The 20,496-nt window shown below is 71.9% G+C and carries 15 protein-coding genes and 1 rRNA gene; 6 read left to right on the forward strand and 10 right to left on the reverse strand.

All coding sequences use genetic code 11. The features are described from left to right. Positions 1–55: 55 nt before the first annotated feature. From BM028_RS16185 to BM028_RS18615, 5 genes are all read left to right on the forward strand, one after another. Positions 56–895, forward strand: coding sequence for an ABC transporter ATP-binding protein (locus tag BM028_RS16185; RefSeq protein ID WP_071296615.1), 840 nt, complete (start codon positions 56–58; stop codon positions 893–895). Continuing rightward, positions 892–1,728 (forward strand): ABC transporter permease, encoded by an 837-nt coding sequence (locus BM028_RS16190; RefSeq protein ID WP_071296614.1) that lies wholly within the window; start codon positions 892–894, stop codon positions 1,726–1,728. Before BM028_RS16185 ends, BM028_RS16190 begins: the two co-directional genes overlap by 4 nt. Positions 1,729–1,781: 53 nt before the next feature. Then, complete coding sequence (locus BM028_RS16195; protein WP_092387804.1) at positions 1,782–2,981, forward strand: sensor histidine kinase; 1,200 nt, start codon at positions 1,782–1,784, stop codon at positions 2,979–2,981. Next, positions 2,978–3,604 carry a response regulator transcription factor gene (locus BM028_RS16200; RefSeq protein ID WP_092387806.1) on the forward strand — a complete coding sequence of 209 codons (627 nt, stop codon included), beginning with the start codon at positions 2,978–2,980 and terminating at the stop codon, positions 3,602–3,604. Before BM028_RS16195 ends, BM028_RS16200 begins: the two co-directional genes overlap by 4 nt. Positions 3,605–3,885: 281 nt before the next feature. Next, positions 3,886–4,035 (forward strand): hypothetical protein, encoded by a 150-nt coding sequence (locus tag BM028_RS18615; RefSeq protein ID WP_175473619.1) that lies wholly within the window; start codon positions 3,886–3,888, stop codon positions 4,033–4,035. Between the two features lie 204 nt (positions 4,036–4,239). On the opposite strand, the gene BM028_RS16205 is transcribed toward BM028_RS18615, so the two are convergent. The 6 genes from BM028_RS16205 to BM028_RS16230 are packed head-to-tail and all read right to left on the reverse strand — an operon-like array spanning position 4,240 to position 11,951. Further along, complete coding sequence (locus BM028_RS16205; protein ID WP_175496101.1) at positions 4,240–6,444, reverse strand: glycoside hydrolase family 36 protein; 2,205 nt, start codon at positions 6,442–6,444, stop codon at positions 4,240–4,242. Then, positions 6,390–7,298, reverse strand: a complete 909-nt coding sequence (locus BM028_RS16210; protein ID WP_071301781.1) for an ABC transporter ATP-binding protein — start codon at positions 7,296–7,298, stop codon at positions 6,390–6,392. Before BM028_RS16210 ends, BM028_RS16205 begins: the two co-directional genes overlap by 55 nt. Further along, positions 7,295–8,173 (reverse strand): ABC transporter ATP-binding protein, encoded by an 879-nt coding sequence (locus BM028_RS16215; RefSeq protein WP_092387808.1) that lies wholly within the window; start codon positions 8,171–8,173, stop codon positions 7,295–7,297. Before BM028_RS16215 ends, BM028_RS16210 begins: the two co-directional genes overlap by 4 nt. Beyond that, on the reverse strand, positions 8,170–9,231 hold the full coding sequence (locus BM028_RS16220; RefSeq protein WP_092387810.1) for an ABC transporter permease: 1,062 nt from the start codon (positions 9,229–9,231) through the stop codon (positions 8,170–8,172). The genes BM028_RS16215 and BM028_RS16220 overlap by 4 nt, the downstream gene beginning before the upstream one ends. 12 nt (positions 9,232–9,243) lie before the next feature. Next, on the reverse strand, positions 9,244–10,233 hold the full coding sequence (locus BM028_RS16225; RefSeq protein ID WP_070418539.1) for an ABC transporter permease: 990 nt from the start codon (positions 10,231–10,233) through the stop codon (positions 9,244–9,246). 29 nt (positions 10,234–10,262) lie between these two features. After that, positions 10,263–11,951: an ABC transporter substrate-binding protein gene (locus BM028_RS16230; RefSeq protein ID WP_071301780.1), complete on the reverse strand. Its 1,689-nt coding sequence runs from the start codon at positions 11,949–11,951 to the stop codon at positions 10,263–10,265. A 108-nt stretch (positions 11,952–12,059) separates the two neighbouring features. Between BM028_RS16230 and BM028_RS16235 the strand changes: the two genes are divergently transcribed. After that, the gene (locus BM028_RS16235) at positions 12,060–14,711 is read left to right on the forward strand and encodes a glycoside hydrolase family 2 protein (RefSeq protein WP_092387812.1); all 2,652 of its coding nucleotides are present in this window, start codon (positions 12,060–12,062) and stop codon (positions 14,709–14,711) included. A gap of 42 nt (positions 14,712–14,753) precedes the next feature. On the opposite strand, the gene BM028_RS16240 is transcribed toward BM028_RS16235, so the two are convergent. The 4 genes from BM028_RS16240 to rrf form a co-directional block, all read right to left on the reverse strand. Further along, positions 14,754–16,916 carry an alpha-galactosidase gene (locus BM028_RS16240; RefSeq protein ID WP_254803968.1) on the reverse strand — a complete coding sequence of 721 codons (2,163 nt, stop codon included), beginning with the start codon at positions 16,914–16,916 and terminating at the stop codon, positions 14,754–14,756. After that, positions 16,913–18,928 carry a beta-galactosidase gene (locus BM028_RS16245; RefSeq protein WP_254803969.1) on the reverse strand — a complete coding sequence of 672 codons (2,016 nt, stop codon included), beginning with the start codon at positions 18,926–18,928 and terminating at the stop codon, positions 16,913–16,915. Before BM028_RS16245 ends, BM028_RS16240 begins: the two co-directional genes overlap by 4 nt. Positions 18,929–19,001: 73 nt before the next feature. Continuing rightward, positions 19,002–20,165: an ROK family transcriptional regulator gene (locus BM028_RS16250; RefSeq protein WP_092387814.1), complete on the reverse strand. Its 1,164-nt coding sequence runs from the start codon at positions 20,163–20,165 to the stop codon at positions 19,002–19,004. Positions 20,166–20,264: 99 nt separating this feature from the next. After that, positions 20,265–20,381: ribosomal RNA gene (rrf, locus tag BM028_RS16255) — 5S ribosomal RNA — on the reverse strand. Positions 20,382–20,496 lie beyond the last annotated feature (115 nt).

The following is a 20,496-nucleotide window of genomic DNA, read 5'->3' on the forward strand; positions in this document are numbered from 1 at the left end:
TGGGTCGAGCCACCCGGCCGAGCCGCCACCGGGCACGACCGGCCAGGCTGGACCCATGCCCGACACCCCCGCCATCGAGGTCCACCACCTCACGAAGCAGTACGCCACCGGCAAGCGCGCCGTGGACGACGTCTCCTTCGACATCCCCCGCGGCGAGACCTTCGCGCTCCTCGGCCCGAACGGCGCCGGCAAGACCACCACGGTCGAGATCCTCGAGGGCTACCGCACCCGCACCGACGGCGACGTCCGGGTGCTCGGCCACGACCCCGCCCGCACGAGCCGTAGCCACAACGCACGTATCGGGATCGTCCTGCAGACCAGCGCCGAGTCCCCCAACGTCACCGTCGCGGAACAGCTCCGGCACTTCACGACCTTGTACCCGCGGCACCGCAGCGTCGAAGAGCTCCTCGAGAAGACCGGGCTCGAGTCGCAGCGCAACACCCGCATCAGCAGACTGAGCGGCGGCCAGCGTCGCCGCGTCGACGTCGCCCTCGGCATCATCGGCCGCCCCGAGGTCCTCTTCCTCGACGAGCCCACGACCGGCTTCGACCCGGAGGCCCGGCGCCGCTTCTGGGACCTCATCGACGAGGTCAAGCGCGAGGGCACGACGATCCTCCTCACCACGCACTACCTCGACGAGGCCGCACACCTCGCCGACCGGGCAGCGGTCATCGCCGACGGCCGGCTGCTCGACATCGCCCCGATCGACGAGATCGGCGGTGCCGAGGCCCGCACCCCACGCGTCAGGTGGCGTGACGACGTCGGCGAACCCCACGAACGGCGCACGAACGAACCGACCGCCCTGATCCGGAGCACCCCGGAACCCATGCACGACCTCGAAGTCATCCGCCCGTCCCTCGAGGACGTCTACCTCGGAATGGTCGGCCACCGATGAGCACCGCGACGACGAACACGACCACCACGAACGCCGCCACGATCGGCGCGCACCGCATCGGCTACGAACTCCGCTCCTACTTCCGAGCCCCTGACGCCGTCTTCTTCACCTTCCTCTTCCCCATCGTGATGCTGGCGCTCTTCTCGGTCGCGTTCAGCAGCGCGCCGGACATCCAGGCGGGACCGAACGTCAGCGTGGACTACGCCACGTACTACCTGCCCGGCCTGGTCGCGACGGGCATCCTGCTGTCCGGCACGCAGTCCCTCGGCGTCGACATCGCGGGCGAACGCAGCGACGGCACGCTGAAGCGTCTGGGCGGCACACCCCTGCCGGTGGTGAGCTACTTCATCGGCAAGATCGGCATGGTCCTCGTCACGACGGTCGTGCAGACCGCTCTGCTGCTGGCGATCGCGAGCCTCGTCTTCGGCGTGGACCTGCCCACCGACGGCGGCGCGTGGGCGCACTTCGCGGGCATCATGCTCCTCGGGGTCGCGACGAGCTGCGTCCTCGGCATCGCGATCTCGGCGCTCCCCCGCGAGGGCCGCCGCGCCACCGCCACGATCGTCCCCATCGTCCTGGTCCTCCAGTTCATCTCCGGCGTCTACCTCCCCTTCACGCAGCTCCCCGACTGGCTGCAGAACGTCGCGTCCGTCTTCCCCCTGCGGTGGATGGCGTCCGGCATGCGGTCGGTCTTCCTGCCCGACGCGTTCGCGTCCGCCGAGCCAGGAGGCGCGTGGCACCTCGGCCTCGGAGCCCTCGTCCTGACAGCGTGGCTGGTCGTGGGCGCGGTGGCCTGCCTGTTGACGTTCCGGTGGAATCGCAAGGACGCGTGATCCTGCCTGTGGATAACCGCTCGGCGGCATCCGGGCGATGGGATGCTGAGGCCATGGACCGCATCACGACGCACCGCAACTGGGGCCTGCACGTGGCGTTCGGCGTCACGATCGCCCTCGTCGCACTGATCACCGTGCTCGGGTGGTCCCCGTGGGCGGACCGCTGGCCGGCGTTCGCGATGCTCGGTGTCCTCGCCGTGGCCTACGCGGCGTACGGCTGGCGCGGCTACGAGGTCCCCCGCGCTGCCGCCGGCTTCGTCCCGCTGCTGGTGCTCGCGGCGCTCGTGCTCCCCGCGGTCGTCCCGAGCACCGCCCTCGTGCAGTGCATCCTCTTCCCCGTCGCGTGGTGCCAGATCGACCGGACACGGACGGCGGTGGTGGTCTCGGTCGCGATCGGCGTCGCCGCGGGGGTCGGTCTCCAGATCGCGAGCGGCCCGGACAGTCTCGTCAGCACGGTCCTCATCGAGGGCGTCAGCATCGCGGGTGCCTGCGCGCTCGGACTCTGGATCACCCGGATCGCCGAGCTCTCCGACGAACGACGCCGCCTGCTCGACGAACTCCGTGCGACCCAGGACTCCCTCGCCGAGGCACACCGCAACGCCGGCGTGACGAGCGAACGCGAACGCCTCGCCCGCGAGATCCACGACACCGTCGCACAGAACCTCGCCGGCATCGTCATGCTCACCGAGCGCGCCCGCGGGGACCTCGCGGCCGAACGCGTCGACCGACTCGACGAGCGACTCACCATCCTCGAGGAGTCAGCGCGCGCAGCACTCGAAGAGTCCCGCACCCTCGTCGCGGCGGGTGCTGCCGGAGTGGCGGGCGACGGACTCGGTGCCGCCCTGCACCGCCTCGGCGAACGGTTCACGCGCGAGACCGGCGTCCCGGTCACGGTCGAGGCAGCGGACTGCGCGCTGGACCGCGACGCGCAGGTGGTGCTGCTCCGCGCCGCCCAGGAGGCACTGGCCAACGTCCGCGCGCACGCCCACGCCGCCACGGCGCGGGTCGCACTGCACGTGGCAGCCGACCGGGTCGGCCTCCGGGTCTCGGACGACGGCGTCGGCTTCGACGCGTCCCTCCCGACCGCCGGACACGGGTTGCGGGGCCTGCGCGAGCGGCTCGCCCTCGCCGGCGGCACCTGCGCCATCACGAGCGAGGCCGGACGTGGCACCGTCGTCGAGGTGACGCTGCCCACCGGGGCCGAGCCGCGCCTCCCGGCAGTCGACGCACCACTGACGGAGGTGCACCGGTGATCCGCGTCGTCGTGGCGGACGACCACCCCATCGTCCGCGCCGGCATCGTCGCGCTGCTCCAGGACGCCGACGACGTCGAGGTGGTCGGGCAGGCGAGCGACGGCGAGGCCGCGGTCGCGATCACGCTCGCCGAACGACCCGACGTCGTCCTGATGGACCTCCGCATGCCCGGCCTCGACGGCGACGACGCGACCGCGCGGATCCTCGCCCGCGAGCCGGGCGTCCGCGTGCTCATCCTCACGACGTACGAGTCGGACGACCAGATCCTCGCCGCGATCGAGGCCGGTGCCGCGGGGTACCTGCTCAAGGCGGCCCCGGAGTCGGAGATCCTCGCGGGCCTGCGCGCGACGGCACGCGGTGGGACGGCACTCGCACCCTCGGCCGCAGCTGCCCTGGTCCGCCGGGCGACCGGCCAGCCCACGACCGGGCCGACCCTGTCGCCGCGCGAGCTCGAGGTCCTGCAGCTCGTCGCGCAGGGCAACTCGAACCCGGCGATCGGCCGCACGCTCTTCCTCAGCGAGACCACCGTCAAGACGCACCTCGGGCACGTGTTCGAGAAGCTCGGCGTGAACGACCGGACGCGCGCCGTGACCCGCGCGATGGAGCTCGGCCTGCTGCGCTGACCCCGCCCCGACGGTCCCGCGGTCGCCCAGGAGCTCGCCGCCCTCCGACGACCGGGACGAACCGTCATCGACGGCGTCCACCAGGAGTCACCGCGGGAGCACTGGCAGTTCCGGCTCGACATCGACGAGGACGGCCGGTTCGAGGACTCGTTCGAGCACAGCACGGTCGCCGGCACCGTCGTGCGGATGACCGTTCCCGAACTGATGCTCCGCTGGGGTCGGGCACTCCGTCCTGGTCACGTTCGAGCACCGTGGGGACCCGGCGGTCCGCACGACCCCTGGTGGTCGACGAGCGCGACGGCGTCGCCCGCCGGTGCCTGGAGTGCGGAGCGGCCACGATCGACACCGGCGTGCGGGCCGCCGAGCCCGACGAGGTCCTGCCACCGGCGTCCTTCGAGCCCCTCACGGACTGGATTCGCCCGGACTCCTGAGCGCGTGACCGTTCCGGTTCGCGATCCCCGGGGATCCCGAACCAGAACGGTCAGAGGCGACCACACGATCCCGTCCGCGCCGCACCGAACCGCACCGCGCCGCGCGCCCACCTCCGCCCCACCGGACGGGAGGGCGCGGCGCCTGCCCGCACCGCGCCTCCCGTCCCGGAACGTGCACCGTCTGCCATCCGGCGCCCGCCCCGGTCAGCGCCCCGCGCCGGCCCCGCCCGACCGGACGCCCGGGTCTCGCCGGACGCGGAACACCCGGGCCGTCGGGGTGGCCCCGCCATGGTCGACGTGCAGCACCCCCGCGTCGGCGTCCCACGAGACCTCCCAGGCCCCGATCGCCGTCGGGAAGAGCGGCGACACCGCCACCGGCAGTCCCAGGAGCGCCGGCAGCGGCAACGACACCGACGACGAGGCCCCCGGCAACGCCCACACCGACAGGTACAGGTCCCCGTCCGGCACGTCGAGGCCGAGCGCGACCCAGGTGTCCTCCCACCCGGGCAGCCCGAGCGGCCACACCGGCAGCGCCGACGACACGTCCGCGAGCACGGTCCGGTGCGCCTCGATCGCCGCGGCCACGACCGCCAGCTGCGCGGTCGACATCTCGTTGAGGTACCCCGACAGGTACATCCGCCCGAGCACCCCGTTCACCAGCGCGAGGTCGAACAGGTCGGGCGACATCGACGGCGCCGGGTACGCCCAGTTCCCCGCCTGCTCGGGGAGCATCGCGCCGGGCGCTGCGGCGGAGATCGTGGCGGACAGCACCGGGTCCTGCTGGTCCGACGTGGACTGCATGTGCAACCGGGACAGCATCGCGAAGTCGGCGCGCATCGCTCCCGAGGCGCAGTTCTCGATGAGCAGCGACGGGTAGCGGGCCTGCACGTCGTCGAGCCAGTCCAGCAGCGCCCGCTGGTGCTCGAGCTGCCCCGCGAACGGCCCCGTCATCGTGTTGTCGTCCATCTTGAAGAACGTCACGCCGAGCGTCCCGACGAGCCGGTCGACGACCGCGTCGAGGTGCGCCCGGGCATCCGGCGAGCGCAGGTCGAGCAGGTGCCGGCCGTGCTCCGCGACCCGCACCCCGCGGTGGTGCACGAAGGCGGACGACGGCAACGACGACGCCAGCGGCGAGTGGATCCCGATGACCTCGGGCTCGAGCCAGAGCCCGGCCTGCATGCCCCGCGAACGGATGTGGTCGATGACGGACCCGAGCCCGGTCGGGAACCGCGACGCCGCGGGCTCCCACGCGCCGACGGTGTCCCACCAGTGCCCCTCGGCGTACCAGCCGGCGTCGATGCAGAACAGGTCGGCACCGGCGTCGGCGGCCGCGTCGATGAGCGGCAGGAGCTTCTCGGTCGTCGGGTCGCCCATGAGCGTGTTCATGTAGTCGTTGAAGACCAGCGGCAGGGCGCGATCGGCGTCGCGCACGTGCCGGAACGCCCGACGCTGCCGGGTGAGCACCGCGAACGCGTCGCCGACCGAGCCGGCGATCCCGACCGACACCGGCACGGACGTGAACGGCTGTCCCGGAGCGACGACGGCGCTCCACTGGTGCTCCTGGTCGGTCGGTCCGCTCAGCAGCACGTACGCGTGCCGCCGGGTCTCCCCCAGCTCGTAGAGCCACGGCCCGTTGTGCTCGACCTGCCACACGAGCGCGAAGTCGGCAGCGTGCAGCACGCCGATCGGCAACGCCTCCCCGGTGGACCACGAGCCGCGGTTCTGCAGGACGGCGCGGCTGCGGGGCGGGTGGTGCTGCGCCTCGCGATCGATGCGGGCGAGCCCGATCGACCGCAGCGGATCGGTGCGCCACCGGCTCTCGGCTGCCCAGTCGTTCTCGGCGTGCGTCAACGACAGTTCGTCGACCGTCGCACCGGAGTCGGTCAGGAACGCCCCGGTCGCGAAGGACGAGACGAAGTCGACGACGTGCTCGCCCTCCGCCGCCGACACCTCGGTCCACGTCCGGAACGCTCCGACGCCGGCACGCGCGCAGAACACGGACACGACCTGGAGGCGCGTGGCCGCGTCCTCCTGCACGATCCGGAACCACAGGTCGGTCCCGTCCACCGCCCCGGTCGTGTCCGCGGGCCCTGATCCGGTCCCGCCCACGGACACGGGGGCGTCGTCGTGCGACACGTACCGGAGCCGTGCGCCGATGGTGGAGTCGACGTGCCGGAACCCGCCGGGAAACCTGCCGTGGCCGACGGTGGTCAGCTCGACGAGCGGCTGCGGGTCGTCGGGGCCGTCGGCGAGCGACCCGCCGGTCGGCACGAACGACACCAGGGCGACCGGTCGGTCCGACGCGATCCGGAACCGTGCCGAGAACCCGGGCGTGACCCAGTCGACGAACGCGCTCACGGCGTCCCGGCCCGGACCGCCCCGACCGGTGCCGGCGAACTCGTGACCCACTCCCCCAGGGTGTGGTCGTAGCAGGTGGTGTTGTCGATCGTGGAGCGGTCGAGTGCCGGTCCCGAGGTCACCCGGCGGTCGGTGCGCTCCGGGTCGGGGGCGGCCTCGGCGAGCAGCCGGGTGTAGTCGTGCTGCGGGTCGAGGATGACCGCGTCCGAGGGTCCCCGTTCGACGACCCGGCCGCGGTACAGCACCAGGATCTCGTCCGAGAAGTGCCGCGCAGTGGCGAGGTCGTGCGTGATGTACAGCACGGCGAGGTGGTCCTCGCGCTGCAGCCGCCCCATGAGGTTGAGCACGCTGAGCCGGATCGACACGTCGAGCATCGACACGGGCTCGTCGGCGATGAGCACCTGCGCGCCGGGTGCGAGGGCCCGGGCGATCGCGACGCGCTGTCGCTGCCCGCCGGAGAGCTCGTGCGGGCGGCGGGACGCGAAGTCCTCGTCGAGGTTCACGCGGCCGAGCAGCTCCCGGACGCGTTCGGCGGTCTCCTCGGCGCCGCGCGCACGGTGGTGGAGCTGCAGCGGGCGGGCGATGTGGTGCTCGATGGAGTGGAACGGGTTGAGCGACGCGAAGGGGTCCTGGAACACCATCTGCACGTGCCGCCGGTACATGCTGCCGACGACGGGGGTGCCGTCCTCGAGCCGGACGTCGATCGAGCCGCGCGTGGTGCTCTCCAGCTTCGCGAGCATCCGGGCGATCGTCGACTTGCCCGAACCGGACTCCCCGACGAGGGCGACGGTGCGTCCGGGCAGGAGCTCGAACGACACGTCGTCGACGGCGCGGAGGGTGGTCCGCCGCAGGCCCTTCCGGGTGTGGAAGTCCTTGCCGAGGTGGCTGACGGTCACACTGGTCATCGGACGACCTCCTGGGTGTCGAGGTCCGAACCGTCGATGCTCGCCCCGGTGCGGATGAAGTCGCCGCGGGCGCCGGACAGGCTCGGGAAGGACTGCAGCAGCCGCCGGGTGTAGGGGTGCTGCGGGTCGTGCTGGATGGTGTCGGCGGTGGCGCACTCGACGACCTCGCCGCGGAGCATGATCGCGATCCGGTCACTGATCTCGAGCAGCAGCGGCAGGTCGTGCGTGATGAACACGACCGCGAAGCCGAGCTCGTCGCGCAGGCGGACGATCTCGCGGAGGATCTCCCGCTGCACGACGACGTCGAGCGCGGTGGTCGGCTCGTCCATGATCATGACCTGCGGCTCGAGCAGCATCGCCATCGCGATCATCACGCGCTGCCGCATGCCGCCGGAGAGTTCGTGCGGGTACGCCGTGATGCGGGACGGGTCGACCCCGACCCGGCGGAGCGCGTCCTCCGCGATCGCCCGACGCTCCTTGCGGGGCATGCCGCGGCGGTGCTCGACGAGCGCGTCGTCGAGCTGTGCCCGGATCGTGGTGACCGGGTTGAGCGCGTTCATCGCCCCCTGGAACACCATCGACAGCTTCGACCAGCGGACGGCACGGAGCTGTTCGTCGCCGAGGCCGAGCAGGTCGACGTCGCTGCCGTCCCGGTCGTGGAAGGTGATGCTGCCCGACGTCACCTTCGCTGGCGGCTTGTGCAGCCGGGTGATGGCGTAGGCGAGCGTCGTCTTGCCGCAGCCGGACTCCCCGGCCAGCCCGAGGATCTCCCCGGGTGCGAGCGTCAGCGAGACGTCCTTGACGGCGTGCACCGGGTGCTCGGTCTCGTAGACGACGTCGAGGTGGTCGATGGTGAGGACGGCGTCCCGGGTCATCGGGCGACCCCCTTCCGGTCGGTGGTGGTCTCGGTGCGGCGAGCCGCGCCTCCTGGGCCGGGACGGCGGGCCGCACGACGTGCGCGACGTTCACGCCGTCGCTGCGCCCGCACGTTCGCGAGCCGCGGGTTGATGACCTCGTCGATCGAGAAGTTGACGAGGGAGAGGCCCATGCCGAGCAGTGCGATGAGGAGCCCCGGCGGGACGAACCACCACCAGGCGCCCTGGGCGAGCGCGAAGCCGTTCTGCGCGTAGAAGAGCATCGTGCCGAGCGTCGACGAGTTCGAGGCGCCGAGGCCGAGGAAGGACAGCCCGGCCTCGCCGAGGATCGCGGCGATGACGGCGAACACGAACTGCGACGCGAGCACCGGCAGCAGGTTCGGCAGGATCTCCACCGCGATGACCCGCCACGGTCGTTCCCCGGCGACCCGTGCGGCGGACACGTAGTCCCGGTTCCGGATCGACATCGTCTGCGCGCGGAGGACCCGGGCGGACCCGGCCCACGACGTGATCGCGAGGACGATGGCGATGGTCCAGAGGCCTCGGGCCTCCTGCGGGACGAGGCCCGAGATGACGATGACGAGCGGCAGGCCCGGGATCACGAGGAACACGTTCGAGAAGAGCGAGAACGCCTCGTCCATGATCCCGCCGAGGTACGCGCCGAGGATGCCGAAGAACGCCGACAGCACCGTGGCGAGGACACCGACGATGAGACCGATCTGCAGGCTGCCCCGGGTGGCGAACGCGAGCTGGGCGAGGACGTCCTGCCCGGTCTGCGTCGTCCCGAGCAGGTTGTCGGCGCTCGGCGGCTGCATGCCCGAGTCGCGGATGGCGCTCGGGTCGCCGACGAGCAGCGGGCCGAGCAGCCCGAACAGGGCGACGCCGACGATGAGCACGATGCCCGTGACGAGCCACGGCGTCAGCGTGGGGAGGAACCGGCGGACGCCGCCCTTCGGCCGGCCACGACGAGCGGTCGCGATGCTCCGGGTGGAACCGGATTCGGCCTCCTCGGTGAGGGCGCCGATGGTGGGTTCGGTCTCCTGTTGGATGTTGGTCATGGTCGTGTCCTCCTAGCTCCGGGCCCGGGTGCGCGGGTCGATGAGCCCGTAGAGCAGGTCGACGACGAGGTTCGCGCCGAGGACCGCCAGGGTGATGAACAGGAAGATGCCCTGCATGAGCGCGTAGTCGTTGTTCGTCACCGCGGAGAGGAGCTTCGACCCGATGCCGGGGTACGAGAACACCTGCTCGGTGACGACGGACCCGGACACGATGAACCCGAGGGAGATCGCGAACCCGGCGACCGACGGCAGCACGGCGTTGCGGGCGGCGTAGTTGCGGAGGACCTTGCCGTGCGGCAGGCCCTTCGCGAGCGCCGTGGTGATGTAGTCCTCGGACAGCGTGGACACCATCATGTTGCGCATCCCGAGCAACCAGCCGCCGAGCGAGGCGAGCACGATCGTCGCGGCGGGCAGCACGCCGTACTTGAGCGCCGACATGAGGAACTCGCCGTTGAACCCCGGTGTGAGGACGACGTCGTAGCCGCCCTGGGCCGGGAAGAGGTGCAGTCCGGTCGCGAAGAAGTACACGAGGATCAGCGCGAGCCAGAAGTACGGCACGGCGGCGAGCAGGGTGGTGGCCGGCACGAACGAGTCGAGCCAGGTGCCCGGTCGCCACCCGACGAAGGCGCCGAGGGCGACCCCGATGACGGCGGCGAGCACGGTGGCGATGCCGACGAGGGCGATCGTCCACGGCAGGGAGCTCCCGATGACCTCGGTCACCGGTGCCGGGAAGTAGCTCACCGACACCCCGAGGTCACCGCGGAACACGTTGCCCAGGTACTGGCCGTACTGGGCGAGGATCGGTTCCGAGGAGTTGCCACCGAGGAGCAGCTCGTACGCCTGCCGGGTCGCCGGGGTCACCTGCCCGCCGCGCTGCTGGAGCTTGGCGAGCAGGATGTCCACGGGGTTCCCGGGCAGGAGCCTGGGGATGATGAAGTTCAGCGTCAACGCCGCCCAGAGGGCCACGATGTAGAAGCCGATCTTGCGCAGGAAGTAGTGCATACGAGCGCTCCTCGGTCGCAGTCCTCGCCTCAGCCCTTGGCTGGCTTGAGGGCCTTGAAGATCTCGGCGTTGTCCGGGCTCGCCCAGACCGCCGGGAACGCGTACAGGTCGTCCTTCGTCGGCCAGCCGGTGAACTTCGCGGCGTGGAACTCGCTCGTCGTGCCGCCGGTCATGATCGGGATGTACGGCATGTCCTCGACGACGTGCTGCTGGATGACGTCGAGTTCGGGCTGGGTCGCCGCGGTGTCCTCCGGGTTGATCGTCGCGAGCTTCTGCAGCGCGGCGTCGACCTCGGGGTTGCTGTAGCGGGCGATGTTCATCGGGGCCGCCTCACCGACCTTCGCGGTGTTCGCGGTCGAGTAGTAGTTGTTGTAGAGGTAGTACGGGTTCGCGGTCGGGCCCTGGCCGAGCGAGTCGATCGCGAGCTGGTAGTTGCCCTTTGTCTTCTTGTCGGTCCACTCGTTCCACGACGACTGCTGTGCCTTGAGCTCGATGCCGGCGGCCTTGAGCTGCTGCGTCATCGTGTCGATCGCGGTGATGTAGTCGGTCCAGCCGGTGACGACCTCGACCGTCAGGGACAGCTTCTTGCCGTCCTTCGCGTAGATGCCGTCGGCACCCTTGGCGTACCCGGCGTCCTCGAGCGTCGAGGCCGCGGCGTCGGTGTCGGCACCGGACGGCATCACGGCCGGCGAGACGTCCTTCGAGATCATGTCCTTCTGCGTCGTCGTCAGTGCGAAGGTCGGCGAGATCTCGCTGGCGGTGTTCGAGAACGCGAGGGAGTTGAGCTGCTTGCGGTTGATCGCGTCGGCGATGGCGTGCCGCACGGCCGGGTCGGTCTGCGGGCCCGAGCAGCCGAGCGCCGTCGACGAGCAGGTCAGCAGGGCCATCTGGTTCTGGCCGACGGTGATGCCGTCGTAGCCCTGGTAGTGGCCGGGGATGTCGTCCATGTTCGGGACGGGGCCGGTCTGCCAGTCGATCGAGCCCTGCGACAGGGCGTCGGCACCCGCGGTGTTGCCGGAGAGCGACAGGTAGCGGATCGTCTTCACGGCCGGGGCACCGCCCCAGTAGTCCTTGTTCGCCTCGAGGGTGAAGGCCTGCGCCTTGAACGTGCCGAGCGTGTACGGGCCCGTCCCGACGGGCTTGCGCACGACGTCGGTGGTCGGGTCGATGTCCTTCCAGAGGTGCTCCGGCACGATCCAGGTCTTGCCGAGCAGGTTCGGGCCGAGCACGAAGGACGGCTTCGCGAAGGACACGACGACCTTGTCGTCCCCCTCGGCCTTCGCGGTGCCGTCGTACCCGATGGAGTTGAGCGCCTTGTACTTCTTGAGCATGTCGAGGGTGAACACGACGTCCTTCGCCGTGAAGGGCTTCCCGTCGCTCCACTTCGCGTCGTCGCGGAGGGTGATGCTCAGCTGGGTGCCGTCGGCGTTCCACTCGTAGCTCTTGCCGAGCAGCGGCTTCGGGTCCTTCGTGTTCACGTTCGTGATGAAGAACAGGCCCTCGTAGATCGTCCCGACGCCACCGATGTTCGACGGCGACCAGGGGTTGTAGTTGATCTGGTAGTCGCCGGACTGTCCGGTGTACGCGATCAGGGTCGATGCGGAGTCGGACGACGCCGCGGTCCCGCTCGAGCTGCAGCCGGTGAGGGCGAGTCCCGCGGTGGTGAGGATGGCCGCGGCCGCGATGGCGAGCCGCCGGGAACGGTTTGGTGTTGACATCGTTGTCCTCTCGGTCTGCTCCGTCGCAGGCCTGGTCGTTGTGACCGCGATTGTTACACGGCTAAACTAACCCGGTCAAGAGCTTGCACGACGACGTGAGGAGGCGCGATGGAGCGCACGACACTGGACGGCCACTGGACCCTCGAGGCGGTGGCCGGTCCACCGGAGGCCGATGCTCACCGCGACCCGGTGCAGGCGGTGGTGCCCGGCTGCGTGCACACCGATCTGCTGCGCGGCGGCAAGATCCCCGATCCCTTCGACGGTGACGGCGAGGCCGCGACGCAGTGGATCGGCGACACGGTCTGGCGGTACCGGCGGACGTTCGACTGGGCCGGCGGCACCGGGGAGCGCCGCCACGACCTCGTCGCCGACGGACTCGACACGCTCGCGACGATCGAGCTCAACGGCATCGTCGTCGGCACCACCGCGAACCAGCACCGCTCGTACCGATTCCCCGTCGGACACCTGCTCCGACCGGGCGCGAACGAGCTCGTCGTCACGTTCGACGCGCCCGTGCCCGCGGCCGTCCGGCTCTCCGAGCTGCACGGCGGCGAGCTCCCGCACGTCAACCACCACCCCTACAACGCGCTCCGGAAGAACGCGTCGAACTTCGGCTGGGACTGGGGCGTCGACGTCGCGACGAGCGGCATCTGGAAGTCGATCGGCATCGAGTCCTGGAGCGGCGTCCGCATCGCGGCCGTCCGCCCCCTCGTCGACGTCGACGGCACCACCGGCGTGCTCACGGCGCACGTCGACGTCGAGTTCGCCGGCTCCTCCGGCGCCTTCTCGCAGGCCATCGGCAGCGCGCCCGTCGCGTCCGCAGGTGGTGACGCGGGTGCCGGACTGGAGGCCCGGATCACCCTGGCCCCGCACCACGCGTCCGCAGCGCACCGCGGTTCCGACACCGCGCCTCCCGTCCGCCCCACCGACCCCGCCGACACCTCCGGCCGGGTCGTCGGCGCGCGCCCCGTCGCGACCGGACCGGAGCGCACGACCGGCTCCGCCGTCGTGCGGCTCGAGGTCCCCGACGTCGCCGTCTGGTGGCCGCGCGGCCACGGTGACCAGCCCCTGTACGACGTCCGGGTCGAGGTCGGCGACGACGTCTGGACCGGCCGGGTGGGGTTCCGGACCGTCACCCTCGACACGGCTGCCGACGCGGGTGGCGCGCCGTTCCTCCTGCGCGTCAACGACCGGCCCGTCATCGTGCGCGGGGCGAACTGGATCCCGGACCACGCGTACCTCACCGAGATGACGGCCGAGCGCTACGCCGAGCGGATCGACGACGCGGTCGAGGCGAACGTCAACCTGCTCCGGATCTGGGGCGGCGGGATCTACGAGTCCGACGACCTGTACGACCGGTGCGACGAGCTCGGGATCCTCGTCTGGCAGGACTTCCTGTTCGCCTGCGCGGCCTACGCCGAGGAACCCTGGCTGGCCGACGAGGTCGAGCCCGAGGTCCGCGAGGCCGTCACCCGCCTCAGTCCCCACCCCTCGCTCGTGGTGTGGAACGGCAACAACGAGAACCTCGTGGCCTACGCCGAGTGGGGGTGGCGGCCGTCGCTCGTCGGTCGCACCTGGGGCAACGGGTACTACCGTTCGCTGCTGCCCGCGATCGTCGCGGAGCTCGACCCGACCCGGCCGTACACCCCCGGGAGCCCGTTCTCGTTCGACGAGTACCTGACGCCGAACGACGAGCGGAACGGCAGCGTGCACATCTGGGACGTCTGGAACCGGCTCGACTACCGCTCCTACGCCGACTGGCAGCCGCGGTTCGTCGCCGAGTTCGGGTTCCAGGGGCCGCCCGCGTGGTCGACCCTCACCGCGGTGGTGCACGACGAGCCGCTCGACCCGGACGGCCACGAGATGCTCGTGCACCAGAAGGCGCACGAGGGCAACCGGAAGCTCGCCGACGGCATGCGCGGGCACCTCCCGGCGCCGACGACCATCGAGGACTGGCACTGGGCCGCGCAGCTCAACCAGGCGCACGCGATCCGCTTCGGCATGGAGTGGTTCCGGTCCCGCACGCCGGACAACACCGGCATGGTCGTCTGGCAGCTCAACGACGACTGGCCCGTGGTGTCCTGGGCACTCGTCGACCATGCCGGGCACCGGAAGCCGGTCTGGTACGCGGTCCGAAAGGCCTACCGGCCCGTCCTCTCGACCGTGCAGCCGACGCCCGTGCCGGAACCGCACCCGTGGGCTCCGGCCGCCGAGGTCGCCGCTGCCGCAGCCGCCCGGGACGCCGCGGGGCTGGACGTCGTCGTGGTGAACGCCGGCGGTGCGCCCGTCACCGACGAGGTCGTCGTCGAGCGCCGCGCGTTCGACGGCACGGTGCTCGCGACGACCACGGCGACCGTCTCGGTCGACCCGGCGGACGCGGTCCGGATCACGCTGCCCGTCGAGGTCGCGGCGCCGCAGGACCGCTCAGGTGAGGTGCTCGTGGTGACCGGGTCGACCTCGGGGCGGCGGGTGCACGACTTCGCGGAGGTCGTCGACCAGCGCCTCGGGCGTCGACCGTTCTCGGTCGACGCCGCGGCGACGCCGGAGGGAGCGCGGGTCACGGTCACGGCGACGGCGTACGTGCGGGACCTCGCGCTGTTCCCGGACCGGGTGGTCGCCACCGCCCGGGTCGACGAGGGGCTGGTGTCGCTGCTGCCCGGCGAGTCGGCGGTGTTCGAGGTCACGCGCGCGGCGGGCATCGACGTGGAGGCGTTGGCCGGCCCCCTGGTGCTCCGGCACGCGGGCGACCTGCTGCCCTGAGGCGTGGACGGGCCGGGCGCGTGCCCGGCCCGTCCGCCCCGGTCAGCCGGTCGCCCGCACCTCGAGCACGAGCGCGGTCCCCGGGGCCAGCGCGGGCAGCCGCACCCCCACGTCCTCGAGCACCGCGCCGGACAGCTCCACGCTCCCCCGCTCGATCCACGGCGTCCGGGTCACGTCGACCCCCTTCGGCACCCGCAGCCCGGTCACCGGCGCGACCCGGTACCGGCGCTCCCGGTCGAGTCCGCGCAGGCGCAGCGGCACGGCCAGGGACCGCGGACCCGTGACGGTCCGGGCAACCCGCACGAGGGCGCGCGACCGATCGCGCGCGACGACCGCCGTCGTCGCGAGCCCGGGGTCCCCGAGTTCGAGGTGGTGCAGCCGCCCGGAGTGCAGCAGTCCCCGCTCTCGCTTGTAGAGCGCGGTCCACTCCCGCAGCCGGTCGAGCTCCGCGGGGCTGCACCGGGTGACGTCGGTCTCGATGCCGGCACTGCCGAAGAGCGACACCGCCATCCGGAAGTCGAGGTCGAGGTGCCGCCCGGTGGTGTGCGACACTTCGGGGCCGACGTGCGACCCGATGAGCTCGAGCGGCAGCAGGAGCTCGGTCCACCGCTGGATCGGCAGCCGTTCCATCGCGTCGTTCGAGTCCGAGGCCCACACCCGGTCCGCGCGTTCGAGGACGCCCAGGTCGACCCGGGCGCCGCCGGACGCGCACGCCTCGATCTCGAGCCAGGGGTGTCGACGACGGAGCTCGTCCATCACCGCGTAGGCGCCACGGGTGTGCGCGTCGAGGCCGACCCGGCCGGCGTGCACGGTCTGCACGACGTCGCGGTTCTGGTCCCATTTCACGAAGTCGACGTGGTGCGCGCCGATCACCGCCGACATCCGGTCGAGCACGTGCTCGCGGACGTCCGCGCGGGCGAGGTCGAGCACGTACTGGTGCCGCCAGGTCCGGGTGCGCCCGGGGTCCTGCAGGAGCCAGTCCGGGTGGTCGACCGCGAGCTCGGACACCGGGCTCACCATCTCCGGCTCGAACCACAGCCCGAAGTCCATGCCGAGCGCTCGGACACCGGCGACGAGCGGGCCGAGGCCCTGCGGCCAGACGTCGGCGTCGACCGTCCAGTCGCCGAGGGCCGTGGTGTCGGAGCGGCGCCCGGTGAACCAGCCGTCGTCGAGGACGAACCGTTCGACACCGACGTCCGCAGCGACCCGCGCGAGTGCGAGCAGCGGCTCCAGCTCCTGCCGGTAGTAGACGGCCTCCCAGGTGTTCAGCACGACGGGACGCGGGGTCCGTGGGTGCCCGGGGCGCGCGCGGAGGGAGTCGTGGAGGCGGGCGGCGACCCCGTCGAGCCCGGCGTCGGTCCAGACGAAGACGGTGTCGGGCGTGGTGAACGTCTCGCCCGGACGGAGCACGACCTCGCCCGCGCGCAGGAGCTCACCCGCGCCGAGCACGGGACGGGCCTCGGCGAGCTGGTCGTACCGGTGCACGGAGTCCGCGCTCCACGCCGGGTGCACCGCCCACAGCTCGCCTGTGGTGTCGTCGAACCCCGGGGTCCCGAGCACCGTGAGGGTCGGGGCGTCGTGCCCGGTCCGCCCCCGACGGCTCTCGCGCACGTGCACCCCGTCGGTCATCGCCCGCCGCTGCGGGGTCCGCTCGCGGGTCCACCGTCCGGCGAGGTCGAGCACCTCGGCGGCACGCTCCCCCACCGGCAGCACCGCTTCGAGCGCCTGCACCTCGACGTCGGCCGTGCCGCTGTTCGTCAGCGCGTGGCGCACCCGCAGGACCCCGGCGTCGTCGAGGGCGAACTCGCTGTGCAGCGCCACCTCGTCCGACGCGGCGTCGACCACGAGCAGCTGTCCCTCGACGTGCACCACGACGTCGCGCCACACCGGTACGAGCGGACGACCGCCGACCTGTCCGGCGATCCCGGGCCGCCCCTCCCACCCGTCCTGTTCGGTCGGCAGGATCGTCACCGGCCACGGGGCGTCGAACGCACTCGGTGAGACCGCCCGCGCGACCGCGAGCACGAGGTCGTCCGCGTCCTCCGGCACGACCTCGCCGACGTCCCGCCCCCAGTGCAGCACCTCGGGCAGGCCGTCGACACGGGTCGCGACGACGACACCCACCCCGGCCGCACGCAGCGCGTGGACGCGCATCACCGCCGCCGGCACGGCTGCCCGCGCCTCCTCGCCGTCCACGACGGTCATGCCGTCGCCTCCTCGAGGAGCACGCGGACGCCGCCGGCGGGCACGACGGTCTCCGGGCCGTGCCCGGAGCCGTCGAGCAGGTCGGTCCCGGCAGCCGACAGGACGACGTCGTCGGTGCGGTGGTTCAGGAGGAACAGGATCCCGGTGCCGTCCTGCCGGACGCGACGCACTGCCTCCAGGCCTGGAGGCGCGGTGACGGTCCGCGCGATCGCTCGCTCCTCGACGATCCGGTCCACGATCCGTTGCACCCCGTCCGCGTCGAGCATCGCCGAGACGTACCAGGCGCCGCCACCGGCGGCACGGCGTGTGACCGCGGGGCGGCCCGCGAGCGGCCCGTCGACGTGCCGGAGGACGACGTCGGCGTCCTCGACGACCACGTCCTCCGCCCAGTCGGTGACGACCGTGCCGTCGTCGAGCAGGACGCGCTCGTCGCGCTGCAGCGGGGTGAACTCCTCCGACCACACGCCGAGCACGTCGCGGAACGCACCCGGGTAGCCACCGGTGCGGACCCGCGCGGTCTCGTCCACGATCCCCGAGGCGTAGGTCACCAGGAGCGTCGCGCCGTGCTCCACGACGGCGCTGATCCGCGCCGCGGCCGCGTCGTCGACGACGAAGAGGGTCGGGAGCACCACGACGTCGTACCCGGACAGGTCGGCGTCGAGCGGGACGACGTCGGTCAGGACCTGGCGGCGCCAGAACGCGGCGTGCCAGGCACGGAGCTCGTGCCCGTACCGGAGTCCCCGGTGCGGCTTCAGCCCGGACTGGAGCGCCCAGCCGGACGCCTCGTCCACGACGATCGCGACGCGGGCACGTTCGACCGGGGCGCCCTGGACCGGCCCGAGGGCGCGGAGTGCGCGGCCGAGGGCGCAGACCTCGCGCCAGACGCGGCTCCGGGTGCCGGCGTGCGGGACCATCGCGGAGTGGAACTGCTCGGCGCCGGCGGTCGACGCGCGCCACTGGAAGAAGAGTGCGCCGTCCGACCCGCGTGCGACGTGGGCGAGCGAGTTGCGGAGGATCTCGCCGGGCTCCTTCGCCCGGTTCCGCTGCTGCCAGCTCGGGCCCCCGGTCGAGTGCTCCATGAGCAGCCACGGACCGCCGTCGCGGGTCATCCCGCGCATGCGGTCGGCAGCGGCCGCGAGGTCCTCGGCGCGGTCGGGGTCGTCGACCAGCGTGTAGTGGTCGTTCGCCGGGATCGCGACGTGGCGGGCCCACTCGGCGTAGTCGACGACCTGGGAACCGGCGCCCACCATGAAGTTCGTCGTGACGGGTGCGGCGGAGTGCTGCTCGATGACGGCCTTCTCGGCCTCGAAGTGGGCGAGGAGCGCGTCCGACGAGTAGCGCTCGAAGTCGAGGGCGAGCCCCGGGTTCGGGGCCCCACCGACGCCGCGCGGCGGGGAGACCTCGTCGAACGACGTGTAGGTGTGCCCCCAGAAGGCGGTGCCCCACGCGGCGTTCGCTGCGTCGACGTGGTCGTACCGCGCGCGGAGCCAGCGCCGGAAGTCGGCTGCCGAGACCTCGCAGTAGCAGCGGCCGTTCCCGCCGCCGAGCTCGTTGCTCACGTGCCAGAGCCGGACCGCGGGGTGCTCCCCGTACCGTTCGGCCAGGGCGCCGGCGATCCGGAGCGCGTGCTCGCGGAACACCGGCGAGGCCGGGCACCAGCCGAGCCGGCCACCGGGACGCTCGCGGCGTTCGGTCGCGTCGACGGGCAGGATCTCGGGGTGCGCCGTGAGCAGCCAGTTCGGCGGGGCGGCGGTCGGTGTCGCGAGGTCCACCGCGATGCCGTTGTCGTGCAGCAGGTCGAGCACGTCGTCGAGCCAGTCCCAGGTGTACTCCCCCGGTGACCGCTCGAGGAGCCCCCACGAGAAGACCCCGACCGTGACGAGGTTCACACCGGCCTCGCGCATGAGTCGGACGTCCTCGTCCCACACCGAGCGCGGCCACTGCTCGGGGCTGTAGTCACCACCGAACGACAGGTCCTCGGTGGGCCAGGGCACGGAACGAGCAGGGGTCACGACATCTCCTTCGACGGGTGGACCGGACCAGCATCCCGCCCGTCGAAGGCGTTTGTCAACCCAGGTAACTAAGTCAGAAGCGGAGGAGCCGACGGACCGCGAGGACCGCAGCCGCACGCGCCCACTCGGAGAACTCGAACGGTTGCACGACGATCGTCACGGCGGGCTCGTACGGGCGGAGGCCCTGCCAGAACGCCGCGTCCACCTCGGCGCGGGCGAGGTCGTACACGGGCAGGCCGTCGCCGGTCAGCACGATGGACTCCGGGTCCACCAGCGTCACCACCGTCGACAGGAGGACACCCAGGGCTGTGCCGGCGTCGCGGAGGGCCTGGAGCGCCTGCTCGTCCCCCGCGCGGGCCAGGTCGACGACCGCGTCGTACCCGGCGTCCTCGTGTCCGGCGTTCCGCGCCACGATGGAACTCGGCAGGTAGCTCGACACGCAGCCCGCGTGCCCGACCCCGCAGTCCGGACCGCCGCCGTACACGGGCAGGTGCCCGACGCGACCGAACCGACCGTGGGCGCCCTCCGACACCTCGCCGTTCGTGACGAGCCCGAACCCGACGCCCGCCCCGACCGTGACGAGTGCCATCGAGGTGACGCCCGCGCCTGCACCGATCCAGTGCTCCTTGGCCGTGAGCGCGTCGACGTCGTTCACCGTGAAGGTCACGAGCCCCGTTCGGCGCTCGAGCATGTCCGACAGCGGGACGTCGCGCCAGCCGAGGAACTGCGACACCTCGACCAGGGTCACGCCGTCACGGGTGACCACGTCGCCGGGCACCGAGACGCCGAGCGAGCAGATCGCCGGCGACGCTGCCCGGAGCCGGTCGACGACCTCGCCGACCTGGGCCACGAGCGCGTCCGGCGATGCGTCGCGCAGTAGTTCCTCGTGCAGGGCGAGCACCCGTCCCGCGAGGTCCGTGACCGCCGCGTACAGACGGTCCTGCGTGAGCTTCACGCCCACGAACTCCCACACGCCCTCGCTCGTCCGGAGGAGCTCCGACGGCCGACCGGTGGCGCCACGCACCCCCGTACCGACCTCGATCACGAACCCGTGCTCCTGGAGCGTCCGCACGGCCCGCGTGAGGCTCGCCCGCGACAGGCCGAGCGACCGAGCGATCTCGGCTCGGGAGAGCACACCGTGCACGAGGATCTCGCGCAGGGCGGACCTCGTCGCATCGGTCAACACCGGCCACACCGGACCCGGGTCGATCGCTGCTCGATCGAGCTGCTCGGTCATCGGTCCCCTTCGTTCGTCGGCCGATCATAACGCGCCCGCAAACGCAGAAAACCCCTGACCACGTGGTGGTCAGGGGTTCCCTGGTATTCGTAACGTTGAGTCCGGCGGCGTCCTACTCTCCCACAAGGTCCCCCTTGCAGTACCATCGGCGCTGAGAGGCTTAGCTTCCGGGTTCGGAATGTGACCGGGCGTTTCCCTCTCGCTATGACCACCGGAACACCTTCGACCCAATCTCTTGGAAGTTCGAAAGCTGTTCCGCGCATGCGCGGTGTTCAGTTTCTTGTTCCCGATCGTCTGTCGGGAACCACAAAGTGGACGCGAGCCCCACACC

The sequence above is a fragment of the Curtobacterium sp. YR515 genome, from assembly GCF_900113095.1.
In the GTDB taxonomy this organism is placed as follows: Bacteria; Actinomycetota; Actinomycetes; order Actinomycetales; family Microbacteriaceae; genus Curtobacterium.

Excerpts from the sequence above, each read along its gene's own strand:
- BM028_RS16220 (WP_092387810.1), bottom strand. The coding sequence starts at position 9,231 with ATGACCAACATCCAACAGGAGACCGAACCCACCATCGGCGCCCTCACC.
- BM028_RS16195 (WP_092387804.1), top strand. The coding sequence starts at position 1,782 with ATGGACCGCATCACGACGCACCGCAACTGGGGCCTGCACGTGGCGTTC.
- BM028_RS16235 (WP_092387812.1), top strand. The coding sequence starts at position 12,060 with ATGGAGCGCACGACACTGGACGGCCACTGGACCCTCGAGGCGGTGGCC.
- BM028_RS16190 (WP_071296614.1), top strand. The coding sequence starts at position 892 with ATGAGCACCGCGACGACGAACACGACCACCACGAACGCCGCCACGATC.
- BM028_RS16250 (WP_092387814.1), bottom strand. The coding sequence starts at position 20,165 with ATGACCGAGCAGCTCGATCGAGCAGCGATCGACCCGGGTCCGGTGTGG.
- BM028_RS16185 (WP_071296615.1), top strand. The coding sequence starts at position 56 with ATGCCCGACACCCCCGCCATCGAGGTCCACCACCTCACGAAGCAGTAC.
- BM028_RS16215 (WP_092387808.1), bottom strand. The coding sequence starts at position 8,173 with ATGACCCGGGACGCCGTCCTCACCATCGACCACCTCGACGTCGTCTAC.
- BM028_RS16230 (WP_071301780.1), bottom strand. The coding sequence starts at position 11,951 with ATGTCAACACCAAACCGTTCCCGGCGGCTCGCCATCGCGGCCGCGGCC.
- BM028_RS16225 (WP_070418539.1), bottom strand. The coding sequence starts at position 10,233 with ATGCACTACTTCCTGCGCAAGATCGGCTTCTACATCGTGGCCCTCTGG.
- BM028_RS16210 (WP_071301781.1), bottom strand. The coding sequence starts at position 7,298 with ATGACCAGTGTGACCGTCAGCCACCTCGGCAAGGACTTCCACACCCGG.
- BM028_RS16240 (WP_254803968.1), bottom strand. The coding sequence starts at position 16,916 with ATGACCGTCGTGGACGGCGAGGAGGCGCGGGCAGCCGTGCCGGCGGCG.